We start from the raw sequence: 19,778 nt of genomic DNA on the forward strand, positions 1-19,778 counted from the left end.
GTGTCCGGGAACCCTGTCGTCGGTGTGCTGGCCCTGCAGGGCGACGTCCGCGAGCACCTCGCGACGCTGCCGGAGCTGGGTGCCGAGGCGGTGACCGTCCGGCGTCCCGAGGAGCTCGCCGCGGTGGACGCACTCGTCGTCCCTGGCGGGGAGTCGACGACCATGGCCAAGCTGACCGCGCGGTTCGGCCTGCTCGAGCCGCTGCGCGCGGCGGTGGCCGGCGGGCTGCCGGTCTACGGCTCCTGCGCCGGGATGATCATGCTGGCCGACCGGCTGCTGGACGCCCCACCGGACCAGGTCACCGTCGGCGGGCTGGACGTCACGGTGCGGCGCAACGCCTTCGGTCGGCAGGTGGACTCCTTCGAGTCGCAGGTCTCGATCGACGGCGTGGCCGGGGGCCCGGTGCACGCGGTCTTCATCCGGGCGCCGTGGGTGGAGCAGGCGGGGGAGGGCGTGCAGGTCCTCGGCCGGGTCGAGGGGGGAGCCGCCGACGGTAGGATCGTCGCGGTCCGCCAGGGGAACCTGGTGGCCACCAGCTTCCACCCCGAACTGACCGGGGATCGCCGGGTGCACGCGCTGTTCGTGGAGATCGTGCGCGGTCACCTGGCCGAGCAGGCCGGCGCCGCAGCCGGGAACGAGAGGGGCACTTCGTGAGCGAGCTTGCGAGCTCAGCGGCGAGCACAGCAGCGGGGCCGCGAACGCGGCCGACGAGCGCCAGCGAGGAGGACTCGTGAGCGGCCATTCCAAGTGGGCGACGACCAAGCACAAGAAGGCCGGGATCGACGCGAAGCGCGGCAAGCTCTTCGCCAAGCTGATCAAGAACGTCGAGGTCGCGGCTCGCACCGGCGGCGGTGACCCGGCGGGCAACCCGACGCTGTTCGACGCCATCCAGAAGGCGAAGAAGAGCTCGGTGCCCAACGACAACATCGACCGCGCGGTCAAGCGGGGCGCCGGTCTCGAGGCCGGTGGCGTGGACTACCAGACGATCACCTACGAGGGTTACGCGGCCGGCGGCGTCGCCGTCCTCATCGAGTGCCTGACCGACAACAAGAACCGGTCGGCCATGGAGGTCCGCACGGCGATGACCCGCAACGGCGGGTCGATGGCCGACCCCGGCTCGGTTTCCTACCTGTTCTCCCGCAAGGGCGTCATTGTGGTGCCGAAGTCCGACGCGGTCGACGAGGACACCGTGCTCATGGCGGTGCTGGACGCCGGCGCCGAGGAGGTGCGCGACCAGGGCGACAGCTTCGAGGTCGTGTGCGAGCCGACCGACCTGGTCGCGGTGCGCACCGCCCTGCAGGACGCCGGCATCGACTACGACTCGGCCGACGCCGGCTTCGTGCCCAGCGTCTCGGTCGAGCTCGACGAGGAGGCCGCGGGCAAGGTGTTCCGGCTCATCGACGCGCTCGAGGACTGCGACGACGTGCAGAACGTCTACGCCAACTACGACGTCTCCAACGAGGTGCTCGAGAAGATCTAGGACCCCTCGCCCCACCACTCGCAGGCTCGCGGCGGCTCCTGCAGGGCGGCCGTCCAGCACCTCACCCGGCGCGGGCGTGTCGCGCCGTCCCGTCGCACCGGGCGGCTACCGTGGGTCGAACACCAGTTCGGCTGACGGCAGGAGGCGCCTCCATGCGGGTGCTGGGCATCGACCCGGGCCTCACCCGGTGCGGGTGGGGGGTGGTCGACGGGCGTCCCGGCGCACGGCCGACGGCCGTCGGCGTGGGGGTCGTGCGCACCGCCGCGGAGCTCGACCTGGAGCTGCGGCTGCTCGAGCTGCACACCGCCGTCACGGCGCTGCTGCGGGAGCACCGCCCCGACGTCGTCGCGATCGAGCGGGTCTTCACCCAGAACAACAAGGGCACCGCCACGGGGACGGCGCAGGCGGCGGGCGTGGCCGCGCTCGCCGCGGCGCAGGCCGACCGGCCGGTCGCGTGGCACACGCCCAGCGAGGTCAAGGCGGCCATCTCCGGCAGCGGCCGCGCGGACAAGGAGCAGGTCACCCTCATGGTCACCCGGGTGCTGGGGCTGGCTACGGCCCCCAAGCCGGCCGACGCCGCCGACGCGCTGGCGCTGGCGGTCTGCCACGCGTGGCGCGGCCCGGCGCAGCAGCGGCTCAAGGTGGCCGCGCTGGCCGGCGGCATCGGCGCGCCGGTGGTGCAGCGCACCCTGCCGCGCTGGCAGGGGGTGTCCCGGTGATCGCACTGCTGACCGGCGTGCCCCCGCGTGGCTGCGCGTCGATCCCGACGGGGGAGCGACGGTGATCGCGAGCGTGAACGGCCGGGTGGCCGCCGTGTCGCCGGACGGCGCGGTCGTCGAGGTCGGCGGCGTGGGCCTGGCGGTGCAGTGCACGCCGGGCACCATCGCCCGGCTGCAGGTGGGGGAGAGCGCCCGGCTGGCGACCAGCCTGGTGGTGCGCGAGGACTCGCTGACCCTCTACGGCTTCGCCGACGACGACGAGCGCCAGCTGTTCGAGCTGCTGCAGACGGCCAACGGCGTGGGCCCGCGCCTGGCGCAGGCCGTGCTCGCCATCCACCCACCGCGCGAAGTGCGCCGGGCGGTGTCGATGGCCGACGTCAAGGCGCTCATGCAGGTCCCCGGCATCGGCAAGAAGGGCGCCGAGCGGCTGATCCTCGAGCTGCGCGACCGTCTCGGCGTCACCTCGACCGACACCCAGCTCGACGGTGCCGCCCCCACGGGCCTGCCCGCGGTCACCCCCGTCGCCCCGTGGCGCGACCAGCTGGCCTCGGCCCTGGTCGGCCTGGGCTGGACGGGCAAGGAGGCCGACTCGGCGATCGCCCAGCTCGCCCCGATGGCCGACGAGCAGGTCACCGCGACCGGTTCGGTCGAGGTCGCCGTCCTGCTGCGCCAGGCGCTGCGCCTGCTGGGCCGGTCGTGAGCGGCCCGGTGACCGTGCCGGCTCCGCCGGCCGGTAGCGAGCAGGTGACACGGTGAGCGGCCCGTTCGACCGCGGGCTGTCCGCCGAGCCGGCCGACGGCCTCGCCCAGGACTTCCCGGTGTCGGCCGGAGCCGGTGACGAGGAGCGGGTCGTCGAGTCGGCGCTGCGCCCGCACTCGCTCGGCGACTTCATCGGCCAGCCCAAGGTGGCCCGCCAGCTGGAGCTGGTCCTCGAGGGCGCCAAGCGGCGCGGCCGCCCGCCGGACCACGTGCTGCTCTCTGGTCCGCCCGGCCTGGGCAAGACCAGCCTCGCGCTGATCATCGGCTCCGAGCTGGGGACGTCGGTGAAGATTACCAGCGGCCCGGCGATCGAGCGCTCCGGCGACCTGGCCGCGATGCTGTCCAACCTCGCGCCCGGCGACGTGCTCTTCATCGACGAGATCCACCGGATCGCGCGGCCGGCCGAGGAGCTCCTCTACATGGCGATGGAGGACTTCCGGGTCGACGTCGTCGTCGGCAAGGGGCCGGGCGCGACCGCCATCCCGCTGGAGATCAACCCGTTCACCCTGGTCGGGGCGACGACCCGGGCCGGCCTGCTCACCGGGCCGCTGCGCGACCGGTTCGGCTTCGTCGGCCAGATGGAGTTCTACGAGCCGGCCGAGCTGCAGCTGGTGCTGGCCCGCAGCGCCGCGCTGCTGGGCGTCGAGCTCACCGAGGACGGCTCGGCCGAGATCGCCGGGCGGTCCCGGGGTACCCCGCGCATCGCCAACCGGCTGCTGCGCCGGGTCCGCGACTACGCCGAGGTCCGCGCCGACGGGCGGGTGACCCGCGCGGTCGCCGAGGCCGCCCTCGCGCTCTACGACGTCGACCACCTCGGCCTCGACCGGCTCGACCGTGCCGTCCTGGAGGCGCTGGTCATGCGCTTCGGCGGCGGCCCGGTCGGCGTCGCCACGCTCGCCGTGGCCGTGGGGGAGGAGCCGCACACCGTGGAGGAGGTGTGCGAGCCGTTCCTCGTCCGCGCCGGCCTCCTCGCTCGCACGCCGCGCGGCCGGGTGGCCACCGAGGCGGCCTGGCAGCACCTCGGTCAGCCGGTGCCGCGGGGCGGCGTCCCCCTCGGCCGGGTCACAGCCGACCCACCGGCCCCGGGGTCGTCGTCAGAGACCCTGTTCGACGCCTAGACTGCGGAGCGCTGGCGCGCAACTCGTCCGGCGTCGCCCGCGCGCGTCCCGCACGGTCGCCCGGATGCCCGCGCCGCAGTCGACGCACCCGAGCGGCCCCGTCCCGGGCCGCACCCACCGCGGCCGGTACGCCGCGGTAGAGAGGCACATCTGTCGTGGAGTTGTTCCCGCTCGTCATCCTCGTGCTGGCCTTCGTGCTGCTCATCGTCGTGCCGGCGCGACAGCGCAAGAAGATCCAGGAGCAGCAGCGGGCACTGCAGGAGTCCCTGACCCCGGGCACCCCGGTCATGACGACGGCCGGTCTGCACGGCACCGTCGCCGCCCTCGGTGAGGGCACCGTCGACCTGGAGATCGCCCCGGGCGTGGTCGTCACCTTCGCCCGGCAGGCGGTCCTCGAGGTCCGCAAGCCCGCGGTGGCCGGCCCGGCGGTCGACGGCACGGTCCTCCCCGGGGACGACGCGGACGGCGGCCCGGCCGACCGCACCCGCTGACCCGGAGCCGCACCGTGGCCCGACACGCACTGCCCGCACGCCGGTACTTCGGCGCCTTCCTGCTCGTGGTCGCCGTCCTGTACGGCCTCGTCTTCCTCACCGGTGACACCCGCACCCCGCAGCTCGGCCTCGACCTGCGCGGCGGGACGACGGTGACCCTCACCGCTGCCACGCCCGACGGCCAGGCCCCGGACCCGACCGAGCTGGAGCTGGCCCGCCAGATCATCGAGCAGCGGGTGAACGGCCTCGGCGTCGCGGAGGCCGAGGTCGTCACCGAGGGCGACTCGAACATCGTCATCTCCGTCCCCGGGGACGACGGCGAGCAGGCGCGTGAGCTGGGCCAGACCGCACAACTGCGCTTCCGTCCGGTCGTCCAGGGCCCCGAGCCGGCCGCCCCGGCCGCCGAGGAGACCCCCGCTGCCGGGGAGTCCGCGGCACCGGGTGACCCGGCCGCGCCCACTGACGCCGCCGCGCCCAGCGACCCGGCCGCGCCGTCCGACGCCGCCACGCCCACTGACGCCGCCACGCCCACTGACGCCGCCACGCCCACTGACGCCGCCGCGCCGTCCGACGGCGCCGTCGCCGACCCCTCGCTCCCCGAGCCCGGCGCCCCGCCGGTGACGCAGGAGCAGGCCGCGGCCGAGTACGCCACGCTGACCTGCGACCCCGAGGACACCACCCCCGAGGTGGACCTGCCGGAGAGCTTCGTCGCCGCGTGCACCGAGGACGGGTCGGCCAAGTACCTGCTCGGCCCGGCGATCATCGAGGGCACCCAGGTCTCCGACGCCAGCGCCGGCACCCAGCAGGCCACCGGTGAGTGGGTCGTGCTGCTGGACTTCGAGCGCGACGCCGAGTCGACCTGGGCGGCCTACACCGCGGCCAACGTCGGCTCCAACGTCGCGTTCACCCTCGACGGCAGGGTGATCTCCGCGCCCACCATCCAGGGCGCGATCACGAGCAACCCGACGACGATCACCGGCTCCTTCGACCAGCAGAGCGCCGAGGAGCTGGCCAACCAGCTGCGCTACGGCGCGCTGCCCCTGACCTTCACCCAGGCCACCGCGCAGTCGATCTCCACCGAGCTCGGCGCCGAGCAGCTGCAGGCCGGCCTGATCGCCGGGGCGATCGGCATCGCGCTGGTCTTCGTCTACGCGCTGCTCTACTACCGACTGCTGGGCCTGGTGATGATCGCGAGCCTGGTGCTGTCGGCGGTGGTCGTCTACGCGGTCCTGGTCGTGCTGGGCCGGCAGATCGGCTTCACGCTCAGCCTCGCCGGCATCGCCGGGTTCATCGTGTCGCTGGGCATCACCGCGGACTCGTTCGTCGTCTACTTCGAGCGGCTCAAGGACGAGATCCGCGAGGGCCGCACGCTGCGCTCGGCGGTCCCGCGGGCGTGGGTCCGGGCCCGCCGCACCATCCTGTCGGCCGACGCGGTCAGCTTCCTCGCCGCCGCGATCCTCTACGTGCTGGCGATCGGCGACGTGAAGGGCTTCGCGTTCACCCTGGGCATGTCCACGGTGCTCGACCTGGTCGTCGTCTTCCTCTTCACCCACCCGCTGATGGCGGTGCTGGCCCGCTACCGCGTGTTCGGCAGCAGCCGCTTCTCCGGCCTGGGCCGCAACCTCGACCGCCCGCGCGCGGCCGCGGGACGTCGTCCTGCCGCCGACCGCGAGCTCGTCGGCGCCGGCACCGGCCGCACCGCGCAGGACAGGAGCGACGCATGACCGGCCGCCAGACCCGACCGGACGCCGACGAGCTGCCGATGGGCAACGACGCCGACGAGGCGGCGTCCGCCGGCACCGCGGCGGCCGACGCCGCCGCGGCCGCCGACGAGACGGCGCTGGCCGAGGCCGGCCTGCCGCGCGAGGGCGAGGCCGGCGCCCGGCGTCCGCGGCACCGCGGCTCCCTGTCGCACCGGCTCTACAACGGCGAGGCCGGGCTGGACGTCGTCGGCCGCAGCCGCCTGATCTACCGGATCACCGCGGTGGTGGTGCTGCTGTGCATCGCCGCCATGGTCTTCCGGGGCTTCAACTTCGGCATCGACTTCGCCGGCGGCAACAGCTTCCGGCTGCCGGGCTCGACCGAGCAGCTCGCCGAGGTCCAGGAGGCCGCGGAGGACGCCGGTGCGGAGGTCGCCTCCGCGCAGGTGGTCGGCGGGAACGCGCTGCTGCTGCGCACCGGCGCGCTCGACAACGACACCGAGCGCGCGGTCGTGGACGCCGTCGCCGCGGCGGCCGGCGTGCAGCCGAACCAGGTCAGCCCCGAGGCGGTGAGCGCCGAGTGGGGACAGGACATCACCAACCAGGCGCTCGTGGCGCTGGCCGTGTTCCTGGTGGCCGTCATCGCCTTCCTGGCGATCCGGTTCCAGCCCAAGATGGCGGTCGGCGCGATCGCGGCGCTGCTGCACGACATCGTCGTGACCGCCGGCGTCTACGCGCTGGTCGGCTTCGAGGTCACCCCGTCCACGGTCATCGGGTTCCTCACCATCCTGGGTTTCTCGCTCTACGACACAGTCGTCGTCTTCGACAAGGTCGACGAGAACGTCAAGGACCTCGACAGGTCGGCGCGGATGACCTGGGGCGAGGCGGCCAACCTGGCGGTCAACCAGACGCTGATGCGCTCGATCAACACGTCGGTGATCGCGTTGCTGCCGGTGGCCGGCCTGCTGTTCGTGGGCGCCGGGCTGCTCGGCGTCGGGACGCTCAAGGACCTCGCGCTGGTGCTGTTCGTCGGCCTGGCCGCGGGGGCCTACTCGTCGATCTTCCTCGCCACGCCGATCGTCGCCGACCTCAAGGAGCGCGAGCCCGAGGTGCAGGCGCTGCGTCGCCGGGTGCTGGCCCGCCGGTCCTCCCAGGCTCGTCAGGGCGCCCGCCCGACGGGGGCCGGTCCGGTCGCCAGCGCCCGCCGTGCGGGCGGCGCCGCCCGCCGGGCGACAGGGGTCGCCGTCGCCGAGCGCGAGGAGGACCTGGGTCCGGCCCGGGCCGACGTGGTGGTCGAGTCGCCGGAGTCGGTGCGTCCCGAGACCGGGCGGACGGCGCAGCCCTCCCGCAGCGGGGCGACCGCCGCGCCACGGCCCGGGGCCCGCCCGCAGCAGCCGGGCGCCCGCCGCTCGGGCGGGCGGAAGCGCCGGTGAGCACCGGCGCCCCGGCGGACAGCACCCCGCTGGACGAGCTGATCGCCTCGCACGCCGTCGAGATCCCGGACTTCCCCCAGCCGGGGGTCGTCTTCCGCGACCTGACACCGGTCTTCGCCGACGGACCGGCCTTCCGCCGGATGGTCGAGGGGCTGGCCGCGCCGTCCCTCGTCGACCCGCGGGCGGCCGCCATGGCCACGCCGGCCGGCGGGGACCCCGGCTACGACGTCGTGGTCGGCGTCGAGGCCCGCGGCTTCCTGCTCGCCGCGGCGGTGGCGCTGGAGGCCGGCGTCGGCGTGGTGCCGGTGCGCAAGGCCGGCAAGCTGCCGCGCGAACGGCTGTCGGCCGACTACACGCTCGAGTACGGCACCGCGACCCTCGAGGTGCACACGGACTCGATCACGCCGGGGCAGCGGGTGCTCCTGGTCGACGACGTCCTGGCCACCGGCGGCACGCTCGCGGCCAGCATCCAGCTGGTCGAGGCCCTCGGCGGGGTCGTCGTGGCCGTGTCCGTGGTCATCGAGCTCGCCGACCTCGCCGGCCGCCAGCGGCTGGTACCGCACGCCGTGCACGCCCTCTGGACCACCTGATAGGTAGACGACTCCCAGGTGGGGTCGCGAGCAGGGCCTCCGCGTCTAGCATGGGGAGGTCACCCGACCGACGGCCGAGCAGGAGTCGCCATGGGCCCCGACGCCGCCACCAACGTGGCTGCCGCGCGGCCCGACACGCCGGCCCTGCCGGCCGGGGGCGGTCCCCCCGACGGTGGCGAGCGGCCGCCGCTGCCCAGCCGCCCGCTGGTCCGCCGCCCCGAGGACGTGGGCACCGAGCCCCCCGGCGAGCAGGACGCGCAGGGCGGCACACCGCGGCGCCGGGTCCGTGACCGGCTGGCCCGCCGCATCGTCGCCGGACAGCGCAGCGGGCTCGTCCGCCCGGTGCTCGAGCCGCTGGCCGCGCTGCACCGGCAGAGCCACCCCAAGGCCGACCTCGCGCTCCTGCAGCGGGCCTACGACGTCGCCGAGGCCGCGCACGCGACGCAGAAGCGCAAGAGCGGCGACCCCTACATCACCCACCCGCTGGCCGTGGCGACGATCCTGGCCGGGCTGGGCATGGACACCACGACGCTGGTCGCGGCGCTGCTGCACGACACCGTCGAGGACACCGGGCAGACGCTGGAGTCGATCCTCGAGGCGTTCGGACCCGAGGTGGCCCACCTGGTCGACGGCGTCACCAAGATCGACCGCGTCAAGCTCGGGGACGCCGCCCAGGCCGAGACGATCCGCAAGATGATCGTGGCGATGGCCCGCGACCCCCGGGTGCTGGTCATCAAGCTCGCCGACCGGCTGCACAACATGCGCACGCTGCGCTTCCTCCCGCCGGAGAAGCAGGAGAAGAAGGCGCGCGAGACGCTGGAGATCCTCGCCCCCCTGGCCCACCGGCTGGGCATGAACACCATCAAGTGGGAGCTCGAGGACCTCGCCTTCGCGACCCTCTACCCGAAGCGCTACGACGAGATCGTGCGCCTGGTCGCCGAGCGGGCGCCGTCCCGGGACACCTACCTGGCCGAGGTCACCGCCGCGGTCACCGAGCAGCTCAAGGGCGCGGGCATCGAGGCCGTCGTCACCGGCCGCCCCAAGCACTACTACTCGATCTACCAGAAGATGATCGTCCGCGGCCGGGACTTCACCGACATCTGGGACCTCGTCGGCATCCGCATCCTGGTCGACTCGGTGCGGGACTGCTACGCGGCGCTGGGCATCATGCACGCGCACTGGCAGCCGGTGCCCGGCCGGTTCAAGGACTTCGTCGCGATGCCGAAGTTCAACATGTACCAGTCGCTGCACACGACGGTGATCGGCCCGCAGGGCAAGCCGGTGGAGCTGCAGATCCGCACGCACGACATGCACCGCACCGCCGAGTACGGCATCGCCGCGCACTGGAAGTACAAGGAGAAGGCGAAGGCCGGGGGCCGGCCGGCGCCGGGTGAAGGGCGCGGCGCCAAGACCGGCTCGCCCGACGACATGCTGTGGCTGCGCCAGCTGCTGGACTGGCAGCGGGAGGCGCAGGAGCCCGGCGAGTTCCTGGAGACGTTGCGCTACGACCTCGGTCCGCAGGAGGTCTTCGTCTTCACGCCCAAGGGCGACGTGGTCAGCCTGCCGGGCAACGCCACCCCGGTCGACTTCGCCTACGCGGTGCACACCGAGGTCGGCCACCGCTGCATCGGCGCCCGGGTCAACGGCGCGCTGGTCTCCCTGGACAGCAAGCTCGGCAACGGCGACGTCGTCGAGATCTTCACCTCCAAGTCGCCGACCGCCGGGCCCTCGCAGGACTGGCTGGCCTTCGTCGGCTCCTCCCGCGCCCGCACCAAGATCCGGCAGTGGTTCACCAAGGAGCGCCGCGAGGACGCCGTCGAGGCGGGCAAGGAGGCGCTGACCCGGGCGATGCGCAAGGCGGGCCTGCCGCTGCAGCGGCTGCTCGGCGGGGACGCGCTCAGCACCCTGGCCAAGGACCTGCGCTACGCCGACGTCACCGCGCTGTACGCCGCGGTCGGGGAGAGCCAGATCTCGGCCTCGTCGATCGTCGAGAAGCTGATCGCGGCCCTCGGGGGCACCGAGGGCGCGGTCGAGGACATCGCCGAGACCACGATCCCGATGCGCCGTCCGGTGCACCGGCGCGCGTCGGGCGGCGATCCGGGCATCGTCGTCCACGGCATGACCGACGTGTGGGCCAAGCTCGCCAAGTGCTGCACCCCGGTGCCCGGTGACGCCGTCCTCGGCTTCGTGACCCGCGGGGGCGGGGTGAGCGTGCACCGCACCGACTGCACCAACGCCGCCGACCTCGAGCGCAAGCCTGAACGTCTGGTAGAGGTCGAGTGGGCCTCGCAGCCCGGGTCGGTGTTCCTCGTGGCGATCCAGGTCGAGGCGCTCGACCGGCACCGGCTGCTCTCCGACGTCACCCGGGCGCTGGCCGACGAGCGGGTGAACATCCTGTCGGCGTCGGTGCAGACCAGCCGCGACCGCGTCGCGGTCAGCCGGTTCACCTTCGAGCTGGCCGACCCGGCGCACCTCGGTGCGGTCCTGCAGACGGTGCGCAACGTGGAGGGCGTCTTCGACGTCGAGCGCGTCACGGCCTAGTCCCGGCGAGGACGTCGCCCGGCCCCGTCCCGGTCCCCGCCCTGAGCTCGCGGAGGGTGGGGAGGACGGGGTCCCCCTCCTCGTGGCCCTGGCCCGTGGCATCGCCGCCGACCTGCTGGTGCCGGAGGCCGCCGCGGTCGAGGCGGCGGGGGCCGTGCCGCGCTCGCACCTCGACCGGCTCGCCGGGGCCGGGCTGTACGGCCTGACCGGCCCGGTCGGGGCCGGGGGAGCCGAGGCCGACCCGGCCACGGTCGCGGCGGTCGTCGAGGAGCTCGCCGCCGGCGACCTCGCGACGGCGTTCGTGTGGCTGCAGCACCTGGGCGTGGTCGGCCGGCTGGCGGCCGCCGGACCGCCGGAGCTGCGCGCGGCGTTCCTCGCCGACCTCTGCGCCGGCCGGCGGCGCGCCGGGATCGCGCTGCAGGCGGCGCTGCGGCCGGGCCCGCCGGCGATCCGCGCCGGGCGGGACGGTGCGGAGCTGGTGCTCGACGGCGCCGTGCCGTGGGTGACCGGCTGGGGGCTGGTCGATCTGGTGCTCGTGGCCGCCCGGGACGGCGACGACGTCCACTTCGTCCTGGCCGACGCGCGGGAGGGACCGACGCTGGCCGCCACGCCGCAGCCGATGGTCGCCGTGGCCGCCAGCCGCACCGTCGAGCTCCGGCTGACCGGGCACCGCGTTCCCGCGGAGCGGCTCGTGCACACCGCCCCGCTGGCCGACCTGCTCGCCGGCGATGCCGCCGGTCTGCGGCTCAACGGCTCGCTGGCGCTCGGCCTGGCGCTGCGGTGCACCCGGCTGGTCGGCGCGTCCCCGCTGGACGACGAGCTGGCCGCCGTCCGCACCGGGCTCGACACCGCCGGCCCGGCCGGTCTGCCGGCCGCCCGGGCCGCCGCGGCGGCGTTCGCCCACCGTGCGGCCGGGGCGCTGGTGGCCGCCACCGGCAGCTCCGCCGTCCGCGCCGGTTCGGTGGCCGAGCGGACGGCGCGGGAGGCGGCGTTCCTGCTGGTGTTCGGCTCGCGGCCGGCCATCAGAGCCGCGCTGCTCGCGCAGCTCGGGGCAGCGCGGGTCTGACGACCCGCGCCCGCGGTCAGCCGTCGGGCAGCCGGGTCGCGGTGACCGCGTACAGCGGGTCTCCCACGCCCGGGGGTGTCCGGAGCTCGACGCGCGGCTCGTCGAACCGGCCCGTCCGGCGGACCAGCTCGGCCACCACCCGGCCGTGCTGGTCGTCGTCGGTGGCCAGCCAGCCGCGGACGGCCTTGGTGGGGAAGCAGCGGTTGGAGAAGGTGACCGCCAGCGTCCCGCCCGGCCGCAGCACGCGCCCGACGTCGGAGAGGACCTCGATCGGTCGGGTCAGGTAGTCGATCGACACGCAGCAGACGGCGGCGTCGACGTCGGCGTCGGGCAGCGGCACCCGCGGGTCGGCATTGAGGTCGTGCACCAGCCGCTCGGTGGCCTCCGGGTTGGCCGCGAGCTCCTCGGCGTTCATGCCGAGCACCACGAGCTCGGCCGGCGGCGTGCGGAAGTGCGAGACCCACGACGACATGAGGTCCAGCACGCGCCGCGGGCCGGGGGCCGAGCCGTCGATGCCGAGCTCGGCGTAGAGGTCGCCCACCGCGGCGATTGCGGCGCCGTCGATGTGGGTGACCAGCCGGGGCGGGGCGTAGAAGAGCCCGTCGTCCCGCTCGTCGGCGCGGTCGAAGAACCCCGGCGGGAAGCCGGCGTAGGGGTCGGGACCGCCCGGGCGCATCAGGCGACGGTGACCGACTCGATGGTCACCGGCACGTTCGGGGCGCCGCCGCCGGGGCTGGGGTCCAGCGAGCCGTCGTTGCCGTTCGCGGCCACCTCGTCGAGCACCGCCAGGCCGGTCTCGTCGACGGTGCCGACGACGGTGTAGGCCGGCGGCAGCTGGCTGTCGCCCCACACCAGGAAGAACTGGCTGCCGTCGAAGCCCTGCCCGCTGTTGGCCATCGCGACCGTGCCGCGCGGATAGGTCTCCTCCCCGGTCACCTCGGTCGGCGAGGTGTAGGTCGGCCCGCCCGCACCGGTGCCGGTCGGGTCGCCGCACTGCAGCACCTGCAGCCCCTCGCTGTCGACCTCCCGGTGACAGGCGGTGTCGTCGAAGAAGCCCTGCTCGGTGAGGTGCACCAGGCTGGCGGCCGCGCACGGCGTGGCCGCCCGGTCGAGGGTGAGGGTCAGCTCGCCCAGGTTGGTCGTCACCAGCAGGTCGGTGGTCCCCGACGCCGGGACACCGTCGTCGGGCGGGGCCACCTCGGTGAGGTAGGGATTGGCCGAGGAGCCCTGCCCCCACTCGCAGGTCGCCGTGCCCGAGGCCGCCGTGCCGCCGTCCCCCGCCCCGGACGTGCCGTTCCCCTGCTCGCCGCCGGACGCGGAGCCGCCGCAGGCGGACAGGGCCAGCAGCGCGCCCGCGAGGCCCACCAGGCCGCGGAGCCGCAGGGTCACGCGGCCACCGTCATCGACTCGATGGTCACCGGGGTGTTCGGTGCGCCACCGCCCGGGCTCGGCTCGAACGAGCCGTCGTTCCCCGCCGCCGCGATCCGGTCGAGCACGGCCAGGCCGGCCTCGTCGACCGTGCCGACGACCGTGTAGTCCGGCGGGAGCTGCGAGTCGGTGAAGACGAGGAAGAACTGGCTGCCGGTGGTGCCGGGGGCGCCGCTGTTGGCCATCGCGATGGTCCCGCGGGGGTAGGTCGTCTCCGGCGTCACCTCCTCGGCGAACTTGTACGTCGGCCCGCCGGAGCCGGTGCCGGTCGGGTCGCCGCACTGGAGGACGCCGAAGCCCTCCGCGTTCACCATCCGGTGGCACGTGCTGCCGTCGAAGAAGGACTGCTGGGCCAGGTACGTGAAGCTCGCCGCCGCGCATGGCGCCTTGGTGCGGTCGAGCGTCAGGGTGAGGTCGCCCTGGTCGGTGCTCATCACCAACGCGCTGGTGCCCTGGGTCGGGGTGGCGTCTGCGTTCGGCGGTGTGCCGACGTCCTGCAGGTCGGGGTTGCCCGACTCGTCGGGCGTGTAGGAGCAGGAGACGGTGCCGTCCGCGTTGGTGGTGGGCGCTGCGGCGCTGGTGGGCTCGGCCGGGCTGGTTGCGGTGGGCTCCGCGGCCGCCGTGCTCGGGTCGTCCCCGCCGATCCCGGTGAACAGCAGGACAGCACCGACGACGAGCACCACCGCGGCGGCGGTGACCCCGATCAGCAGGTTGCGACGGCGCTTGCGCGCCAGCTCGGCGCGGCGTTCCAGCTGACGCTGCAGGCGCCGCTGGGCGGCCTCCCGCCGCTGCTTGTTGCTCGGCACGGGTGGTACTCCTCGAGACGCACGGCTGCGGGGGGACGGCCGGGTGCGCCCGCACCCCGCTGGTCGAAGCCCCGAGTCTAGGTGTCGGGGCCGGCCCTTCCCTGGCACCGTGCGGGCCCGGGGCGGCGCGCGGCCCCCGCGTAACCTGCACGGGTGCTCATCCGCTCGTTCCCGGCCGGCGCGTTCGGCACCAACTGCTACGCCGTCGCCCCCGGGCCGCGGCAGGAGTGCGTGGTGGTCGACCCCGGCATGGACGCCGTCGAGCCGCTGGCGCGCATGCTCGCCGCCGACGGCCTCAAGCCGGTCGCCGTCGTGCTGACCCACGGCCACCTCGACCACACCTTCTCGGTGCTGCCGGTGTGCGACGGCTACGACATCCCCGCCTACCTGCACCCGGCCGACAACGGCATGCTGTCCGACCCCGCCCGCTGGCACGGCCCGCAGCTGGCCCCGTTGATCACCGGCGTCCGGCTGCCCGACCCGACCGACGTCGAGCCGCTGGACGACGGCGCGGTGCTGTCGCTGGCCGGCGTCGAGCTGACGGTGCGGCACGCGCCCGGCCACACCCGGGGCTCGGTCGTCTTCTCCCTCGACCTCGGCAGCGACTTCGACGAGGCCCCGGGGCTGCTGGCCGGCGACGTGCTCTTCGCCGGGTCGGTGGGCCGGGTCGACCTGCCCGGCGGCTCGTGGGAGGACATGCTGCACTCGCTGCAGGACGTCGTCCTGCCGCTGGACGACGAGACGGTGGTGCTGCCCGGGCACGGCCCGGCGACCACGATCGGCCGCGAGCGGGCGACGAACCCCTACCTCGCCGAGGCCGCGAGCGCCCCGAAGGGCCGCGGGCTGTGAGCGACCAGGTCATGCGGGCGCCCAAGGGCACCTTCGACGTCCTGCCGCCGGAGTCCGAGCGGTTCCTCGCCGTCCGCGAGGTGCTCACCGCGCCGCTGCGGCGGGCCGGGTACGGCTACGTCGAGACGCCGGTGTTCGAGGAGACCGCCGTCTTCTCCCGCGGGGTGGGCGAGTCCACCGACGTCGTGACGAAGGAGATGTACACCTTCGACGACCGCGGCGGCCGCTCGCTGACGCTGCGCCCCGAGCTCACCGCCGGCCTGATGCGGGCCTTCATCGAGCACCGCCTGCACACGGGCGCACTGCCGGTGAAGCTGTGGACGGTCGGCTCGGCCTTCCGCTACGAGCGCCCGCAGGCCGGCCGCTACCGGCACTTCACCCAGGTGGACATGGAGGCGCTCGGCGTCGACGACCCGGCGCTGGACGCGGAGGTGGTGGCGCTGGGCGTCCAGGGCTTCCGCGACCTCGGGCTGACCGACTTCGACCTGCTGCTGACCTCGCTGGGCGACTCGACCTGCCGGCCGCAGTACCGCGAGGAGCTGGTCGCCTACCTCGAGAAGCTCGACCTGGACGAGGAGACCCGGCGGCGCGCGGCGATCAACCCCCTGCGGGTGCTCGACGACAAGCGACCCGAGGTGCAGGCGCAGCTGGACGAGGCGCCGCTGATGGTCGACCACCTCTCGGACTCGACGAAGGCGCACTACGACGCCGTCCGCCAGCACCTCGCCGATCTCGGCGTGACCTGGACCGAGGCGCCGCGGCTGGTGCGCGGGCTGGACTACTACACGAAGACGACGTTCGAGTTCGTGCACAACGGGCTCGGCGCGCAGTCGGCGATCGGCGGCGGAGGGCGCTACGACGGGCTGTCGGCGGCGCTCGGCGGGCCGGACGTCTCGGGCATCGGCTACGCCGTCGGCGTCGACCGGACGCTGCTGGCGGTCCAGGCCGAGGGCCTCGACGTCGGGACGGCGACCGGGGTGCAGGCCTTCGTCGTCCCGCTGGGCGAGGAGGCGAAGCGGTTGGCCGTGCGCCTGGTCGGGCAGCTGCGCCAGGCCGGCGTCTCGGCCGACACGGTCTACGGCGGGCGCGGGCTCAAGGGCGCGATGAAGGCCGCCGACCGGTCGGGCGCCTCGCACGTCGTCGTCGTCGGCGATCGCGACCTGGCCGAGGGCGTCGGCCAGCTGAAGGACATGCGCACCGGCGAGCAGCGTCCCGTCCCGGTGGGCGAGCTGTTCGAGACCGTGCGTGCGAGCGTGGGGGGTGACCTCCACCGTGGGGACGACGCCTGAGCGAGCATCGCAGGGAGTGCCGGTGACCGAGGAGCGCAACGAGGGTGGAGTCGGACGATGAGCATGGAGCAGCGGCCGCTCGGCCGGACGGGAGCCGACGTCAGCGTCGTCGGCCTGGGCACCTGGCAGCTCGGCGGTGACTGGGGGGACGTCGACGACGACAGCGCCGCCGACGTCCTCGACGCCGCGCTCGACGCCGGGGTCACCCTGCTCGACACCGCCGACGTCTACGGCGACGGCCGGTCCGAGGAGCGCATCCGCAAGGCGCTGGTCGCCCGGTCCGACCGGCCGTTCGTGGCGACCAAGGCCGGCCGCCGCGCCGACCCGTTCGAGGCCGGGCAGTACACGCCGGAGAACCTGCGCGCCTGGGTCGACCGGTCCCGCCGCAACCTCGGCGTGGGAATCCTCGACCTGGTCCAGCTGCACTGCCCGCCGCCGGCGGTCTACAGCGACGAGCGGGTGTACGACGCGCTCGACGCGATGGTGGCCGACGGCGCGATCGCGGCCTACGGCGTCTCGGTGGAGACCGTCGCCGAGGGGCTGACCGCGCTGCAGCACCCGGGCGTGCAGACCATCCAGGTGATCCTCAACATCTTCCGCCGCAAGCCGCTCGAGGAGCTGCTGCCCGCGGCCGCGAAGGCCGGCGTGGGCGTCCTCGCCCGGGTGCCGCTGGCCAGCGGGCTGCTGACCGGCAAGTACGACGAGTCGACGACGTTCGCGCCCGACGACCACCGGAACTTCAACCGCCACGGCGAGGCCTTCGACGTCGGCGAGACCTTCGCCGGCGTGCCGTTCGAGGTCGGCGTGGCTGCGGCCCGCGAGGTCGCCGCGATCGCCGGCGACGCCCCGACGGCGGCGTTCGCGCTGCGCTGGGTGATCGACCAGCCCGGCGTCACCACGGTGATCCCCGGCGCGCGGACCGTCGAGCAGGTCCGCGGCAACGTCGCGGCCGCCGCGCTGCCGCCGCTCACCGACTCGCAGCTCTCCGACCTCGAGCGCCTCTACGACGAGCGCATCCGTGCGCACGTCCACGACCGCTGGTGACCTCGCAGCGCTCCTCCGCCCCGTCGCCACCCACCCACCCCGGAAGGCAACCCCTCGTGCTCCGCACCCACGACGCCGGAACGCTGCGCGTGTCCGACGCCGGTTCCACCGTCACCCTCGCCGGCTGGGTCGCCCGCCGCCGCGACCACGGCGGAGTCGTCTTCGTCGACCTGCGCGACGCCTCGGGCTACGTCCAGGTCGTCGTCCGCGAGGAGGAGGCGCACGCCCTCCGCAACGAGTTCTGCGTGCTCGTCACCGGCGAGGTGCGCCGCCGTCCGGAGGGCAACGAGAACCCGGAGCTGCCGACCGGCGAGATCGAGGTGGCCGCGGCCGAGCTGCGGGTGCTCTCGCCGTCGGCCCCGCTGCCCTTCCCGATCGAGACCGACCAGGCGGCCTCGGACGACGTCCGTTACAAGTACCGCTACCTCGACCTGCGCCGGCAGGGCCCGGCCCGGATCATCCGGCTGCGCAGCGAGGTCAACCGGATCGCCCGCGGCGTCATGGCGCAGCACGGCTTCACCGAGGTGGAGACGCCGGACCTGACCCGCTCGACGCCCGAGGGCGCGCGCGACTTCCTCGTGCCGGTGCGGCTGCAGCCGGGCAAGTGGTACGCGCTGCCGCAGTCCCCGCAGCTGTTCAAGCAGCTGCTCATGATCGGCGGGCTGGAGCGGTACTACCAGATCGCCCGCTGCTTCCGGGACGAGGACTTCCGCGCCGACCGGCAGCCGGAGTTCACCCAGCTCGACTTCGAGATGAGCTTCGTCGAGCGCGACGACGTCCTGGCCGTGGTCGAGGACGTGGTCCGCGCGCTCTGGCGGGAGCTGGCCGCGTACGAGGTGCCGGAGATCCCGCGGATGACCTACCGCGAGGCGATGGACCGCTTCGGCTCCGACAAGCCCGACCTGCGGTTCGGCATCGAGCTCACCGAGCTCACGGAGTACTTCGCGCAGACGCCGTTCCGGGTGTTCCAGGCGCCCTACGTCGGCGCGATCGTGATGTCCGGTGGTGGGTCGCAACCGCGGCGGGCGTTCGACGCCTGGCAGGACTGGGCGAAGTCGCGCGGGCACCGCGGCCTGGCCTACGTGACGATCGCCGAGGACGGCACGCTGGGCGGGCCGGTCGCCAAGAACATCTCCGACACCGAGCGCGAGGGTCTCATCGCGGCCGTCGGCGCGCAGCCGGGGGACTGCGTGTTCTTCGCGGCGGGTCAGCGCCGGCCGGCACAGGAGCTGCTCGGCGCGGCGCGTAACGAGATCGCCCGCCGGCTGGAGCTCATCGAGCCGGGCTCGTGGTCGTTCCTGTTCGTCGTCGACTTCCCGATGTTCGAGCAGACCGAGGACGGCGACTGGACGTTCATGCACCACCCGTTCACCTCGCCCACCCCCGAGTGGCGGGAGCGGTTCGCCGAGGACAGGGGCGCGGCGCTCTCCGACGCCTACGACCTGGTGGTCAACGGCAACGAGCTGGCCAGCGGCTCGGTCCGTATCGCCGACCCGGAGCTGCAGGAGCGGGTGTTCGAGACGCTCGGGATGTCCCGCGAGGAGGCCCGCGAGCGGTTCGGCTTCTTCCTCGAGGCCTTCGCCTACGGCCCGCCGCCGCACGCCGGCGCCGCGCTCGGCTGGGACCGGCTGACCGCGCTGCTGGCCGGGGTGGACTCCATCCGCGAGGTCATCGCGTTCCCGAAGACCGGCGCCGGGTACGACCCGCTGACCGGTGCGCCCACGCCGATCACCGACGCCCAGCGCAAGGAGGCCGGCATCGACGCCCAGCCCGAGGAGCCGGCGCTCCCGGGCGAGCCGGGAGCCCCGGGGCCGACCGACCCGACCCGCTGAGTCCTGCGGGTCCCACCCGGGTCGGGCCGCGTCAGTCCGCGACCCCGGGTGGCCACACCACGCGGAAGCGCTCGAAGACCACCTCCAGGTCGTCGTCCCACGTCTGACCGCGGGCGGCCAGGGTGCGGCGGAAGTAGCGACCGTGCTCCCGGAGCCAGCCGGCCCGGGTGCGGTCGCCCTCGCCCTCGTCCCAGGCGAAGGCGTCGTCGACGCTGTCCAGCCGGCCGATGCGCAGCTCGACGGTGCGGAGCACGCAGCGGGGCCGGCCGGCCCCGTCGCAGACCACCCAGTGGCCGCCGACCCGGGGGAGCGGCTCGCCCTCGTGGACGTGGTCGAGGACCAGCCCCGCCGTGGCACGTTTCGGGCCGGCGAGCACCAGCTCGAGCAGTTCGTCGGCCAGTGCCGCGGAGTCGCCGAACCGGCCGATCCAGGGCTCCTCCTCGGGCGGGACGGGCTGCGGGCGGGTGCCGGCGTACGCCGACCAGAGCGCCAGGGCCTCGTCGCGCTGGACGGGGGGCAGGTCGGGATCGGTCACGCGGCCATCCTCCCGGCGGCACGTCCCCCAGGAACGCGGTCGCGGTGCCGTGGCTGCAGGCGGCGTCCGCGGGGAGGAGGCCGGCCGGCAGCGTGAGG

At 74.5% G+C, this 19,778-nt stretch carries 19 protein-coding genes; 15 read left to right on the forward strand and 4 right to left on the reverse strand.

Going from position 1 to position 19,778, the window contains the following annotated elements; all coding sequences use genetic code 11:
- From pdxT to ACWIX3_RS14550, 11 genes are all read left to right on the forward strand, one after another.
- Nucleotides 1-654 carry a pyridoxal 5'-phosphate synthase glutaminase subunit PdxT gene (gene pdxT / locus ACWIX3_RS14500; protein ID WP_448608053.1) on the forward strand — a complete coding sequence of 218 codons (654 nt, stop codon included), beginning with the start codon at nt 1-3 and terminating at the stop codon, nt 652-654.
- 76 nt (nt 655-730) lie between these two features.
- Entirely contained in the window at nt 731-1,480 is a 750-nt protein-coding gene (locus ACWIX3_RS14505; protein WP_448608054.1) for a YebC/PmpR family DNA-binding transcriptional regulator, read from the forward strand.
- Between the two features lie 152 nt (nt 1,481-1,632).
- A complete protein-coding gene (gene ruvC / locus ACWIX3_RS14510; protein ID WP_448608055.1) occupies nt 1,633-2,199 on the forward strand; it encodes a crossover junction endodeoxyribonuclease RuvC in 567 nt (188 codons plus the stop codon).
- 61 nt (nt 2,200-2,260) lie between these two features.
- Nucleotides 2,261-2,899: a Holliday junction branch migration protein RuvA gene (ruvA, locus tag ACWIX3_RS14515; RefSeq protein ID WP_448608056.1), complete on the forward strand. Its 639-nt coding sequence runs from the start codon at nt 2,261-2,263 to the stop codon at nt 2,897-2,899.
- Nucleotides 2,900-2,951: 52 nt separating this feature from the next.
- On the forward strand, nt 2,952-4,076 hold the full coding sequence (gene ruvB, locus ACWIX3_RS14520; protein WP_448608057.1) for a Holliday junction branch migration DNA helicase RuvB: 1,125 nt from the start codon (nt 2,952-2,954) through the stop codon (nt 4,074-4,076).
- A gap of 155 nt (nt 4,077-4,231) precedes the next feature.
- Nucleotides 4,232-4,567, forward strand: a complete 336-nt coding sequence (yajC, locus tag ACWIX3_RS14525) for a preprotein translocase subunit YajC (RefSeq protein WP_448608058.1) — start codon at nt 4,232-4,234, stop codon at nt 4,565-4,567.
- 14 nt (nt 4,568-4,581) lie between these two features.
- Entirely contained in the window at nt 4,582-6,291 is a 1,710-nt protein-coding gene (gene secD, locus ACWIX3_RS14530; RefSeq protein WP_448608059.1) for a protein translocase subunit SecD, read from the forward strand.
- Nucleotides 6,288-7,700: a protein translocase subunit SecF gene (gene secF, locus ACWIX3_RS14535; protein WP_448608060.1), complete on the forward strand. Its 1,413-nt coding sequence runs from the start codon at nt 6,288-6,290 to the stop codon at nt 7,698-7,700. The genes secD and secF overlap by 4 nt, the downstream gene beginning before the upstream one ends.
- A complete protein-coding gene (locus ACWIX3_RS14540; RefSeq protein ID WP_448608061.1) occupies nt 7,697-8,290 on the forward strand; it encodes an adenine phosphoribosyltransferase in 594 nt (197 codons plus the stop codon). Before secF ends, ACWIX3_RS14540 begins: the two co-directional genes overlap by 4 nt.
- A 90-nt stretch (nt 8,291-8,380) precedes the next feature.
- Nucleotides 8,381-10,831, forward strand: coding sequence for a RelA/SpoT family protein (locus ACWIX3_RS14545; RefSeq protein ID WP_448608062.1), 2,451 nt, complete (start codon nt 8,381-8,383; stop codon nt 10,829-10,831).
- Between the two features lie 82 nt (nt 10,832-10,913).
- Nucleotides 10,914-11,897: an acyl-CoA dehydrogenase family protein gene (locus ACWIX3_RS14550; RefSeq protein WP_448608063.1), complete on the forward strand. Its 984-nt coding sequence runs from the start codon at nt 10,914-10,916 to the stop codon at nt 11,895-11,897.
- A gap of 16 nt (nt 11,898-11,913) precedes the next feature.
- On the opposite strand, the gene ACWIX3_RS14555 is transcribed toward ACWIX3_RS14550, so the two are convergent.
- Genes ACWIX3_RS14555 through ACWIX3_RS14565 form a run of 3 tightly spaced genes read right to left on the reverse strand, consistent with a single transcriptional unit; the run spans nt 11,914 to nt 14,131 of the window.
- Nucleotides 11,914-12,573, reverse strand: a complete 660-nt coding sequence (locus ACWIX3_RS14555; protein ID WP_448608064.1) for a class I SAM-dependent methyltransferase — start codon at nt 12,571-12,573, stop codon at nt 11,914-11,916.
- Entirely contained in the window at nt 12,573-13,286 is a 714-nt protein-coding gene (locus ACWIX3_RS14560) for a peptidylprolyl isomerase (RefSeq protein ID WP_448608065.1), read from the reverse strand. The genes ACWIX3_RS14555 and ACWIX3_RS14560 overlap by 1 nt, the downstream gene beginning before the upstream one ends.
- Nucleotides 13,283-14,131: a peptidylprolyl isomerase gene (locus ACWIX3_RS14565; RefSeq protein ID WP_448608066.1), complete on the reverse strand. Its 849-nt coding sequence runs from the start codon at nt 14,129-14,131 to the stop codon at nt 13,283-13,285. The genes ACWIX3_RS14560 and ACWIX3_RS14565 overlap by 4 nt, the downstream gene beginning before the upstream one ends.
- 153 nt (nt 14,132-14,284) lie before the next feature.
- On the opposite strand from ACWIX3_RS14565, the gene ACWIX3_RS14570 reads away from it, so the two are divergent.
- Genes ACWIX3_RS14570 through aspS form a run of 4 tightly spaced genes read left to right on the forward strand, consistent with a single transcriptional unit; the run spans nt 14,285 to nt 19,145 of the window.
- Complete coding sequence (locus ACWIX3_RS14570; RefSeq protein WP_448608067.1) at nt 14,285-14,980, forward strand: MBL fold metallo-hydrolase; 696 nt, start codon at nt 14,285-14,287, stop codon at nt 14,978-14,980.
- Nucleotides 14,977-16,269 (forward strand): histidine--tRNA ligase, encoded by a 1,293-nt coding sequence (gene hisS / locus ACWIX3_RS14575; protein ID WP_448608068.1) that lies wholly within the window; start codon nt 14,977-14,979, stop codon nt 16,267-16,269. Before ACWIX3_RS14570 ends, hisS begins: the two co-directional genes overlap by 4 nt.
- A 57-nt stretch (nt 16,270-16,326) precedes the next feature.
- Entirely contained in the window at nt 16,327-17,313 is a 987-nt protein-coding gene (locus ACWIX3_RS14580; protein ID WP_448608069.1) for an aldo/keto reductase, read from the forward strand.
- Between the two features lie 56 nt (nt 17,314-17,369).
- Entirely contained in the window at nt 17,370-19,145 is a 1,776-nt protein-coding gene (gene aspS, locus ACWIX3_RS14585; protein WP_448608070.1) for an aspartate--tRNA ligase, read from the forward strand.
- A 31-nt stretch (nt 19,146-19,176) separates the two neighbouring features.
- On the opposite strand, the gene ACWIX3_RS14590 is transcribed toward aspS, so the two are convergent.
- Entirely contained in the window at nt 19,177-19,680 is a 504-nt protein-coding gene (locus ACWIX3_RS14590) for an ASCH domain-containing protein (protein ID WP_448608071.1), read from the reverse strand.
- Between the last annotated feature and the right edge of the window lie 98 nt (nt 19,681-19,778).

The organism is Geodermatophilus sp. URMC 60 (genome assembly GCF_053502585.1).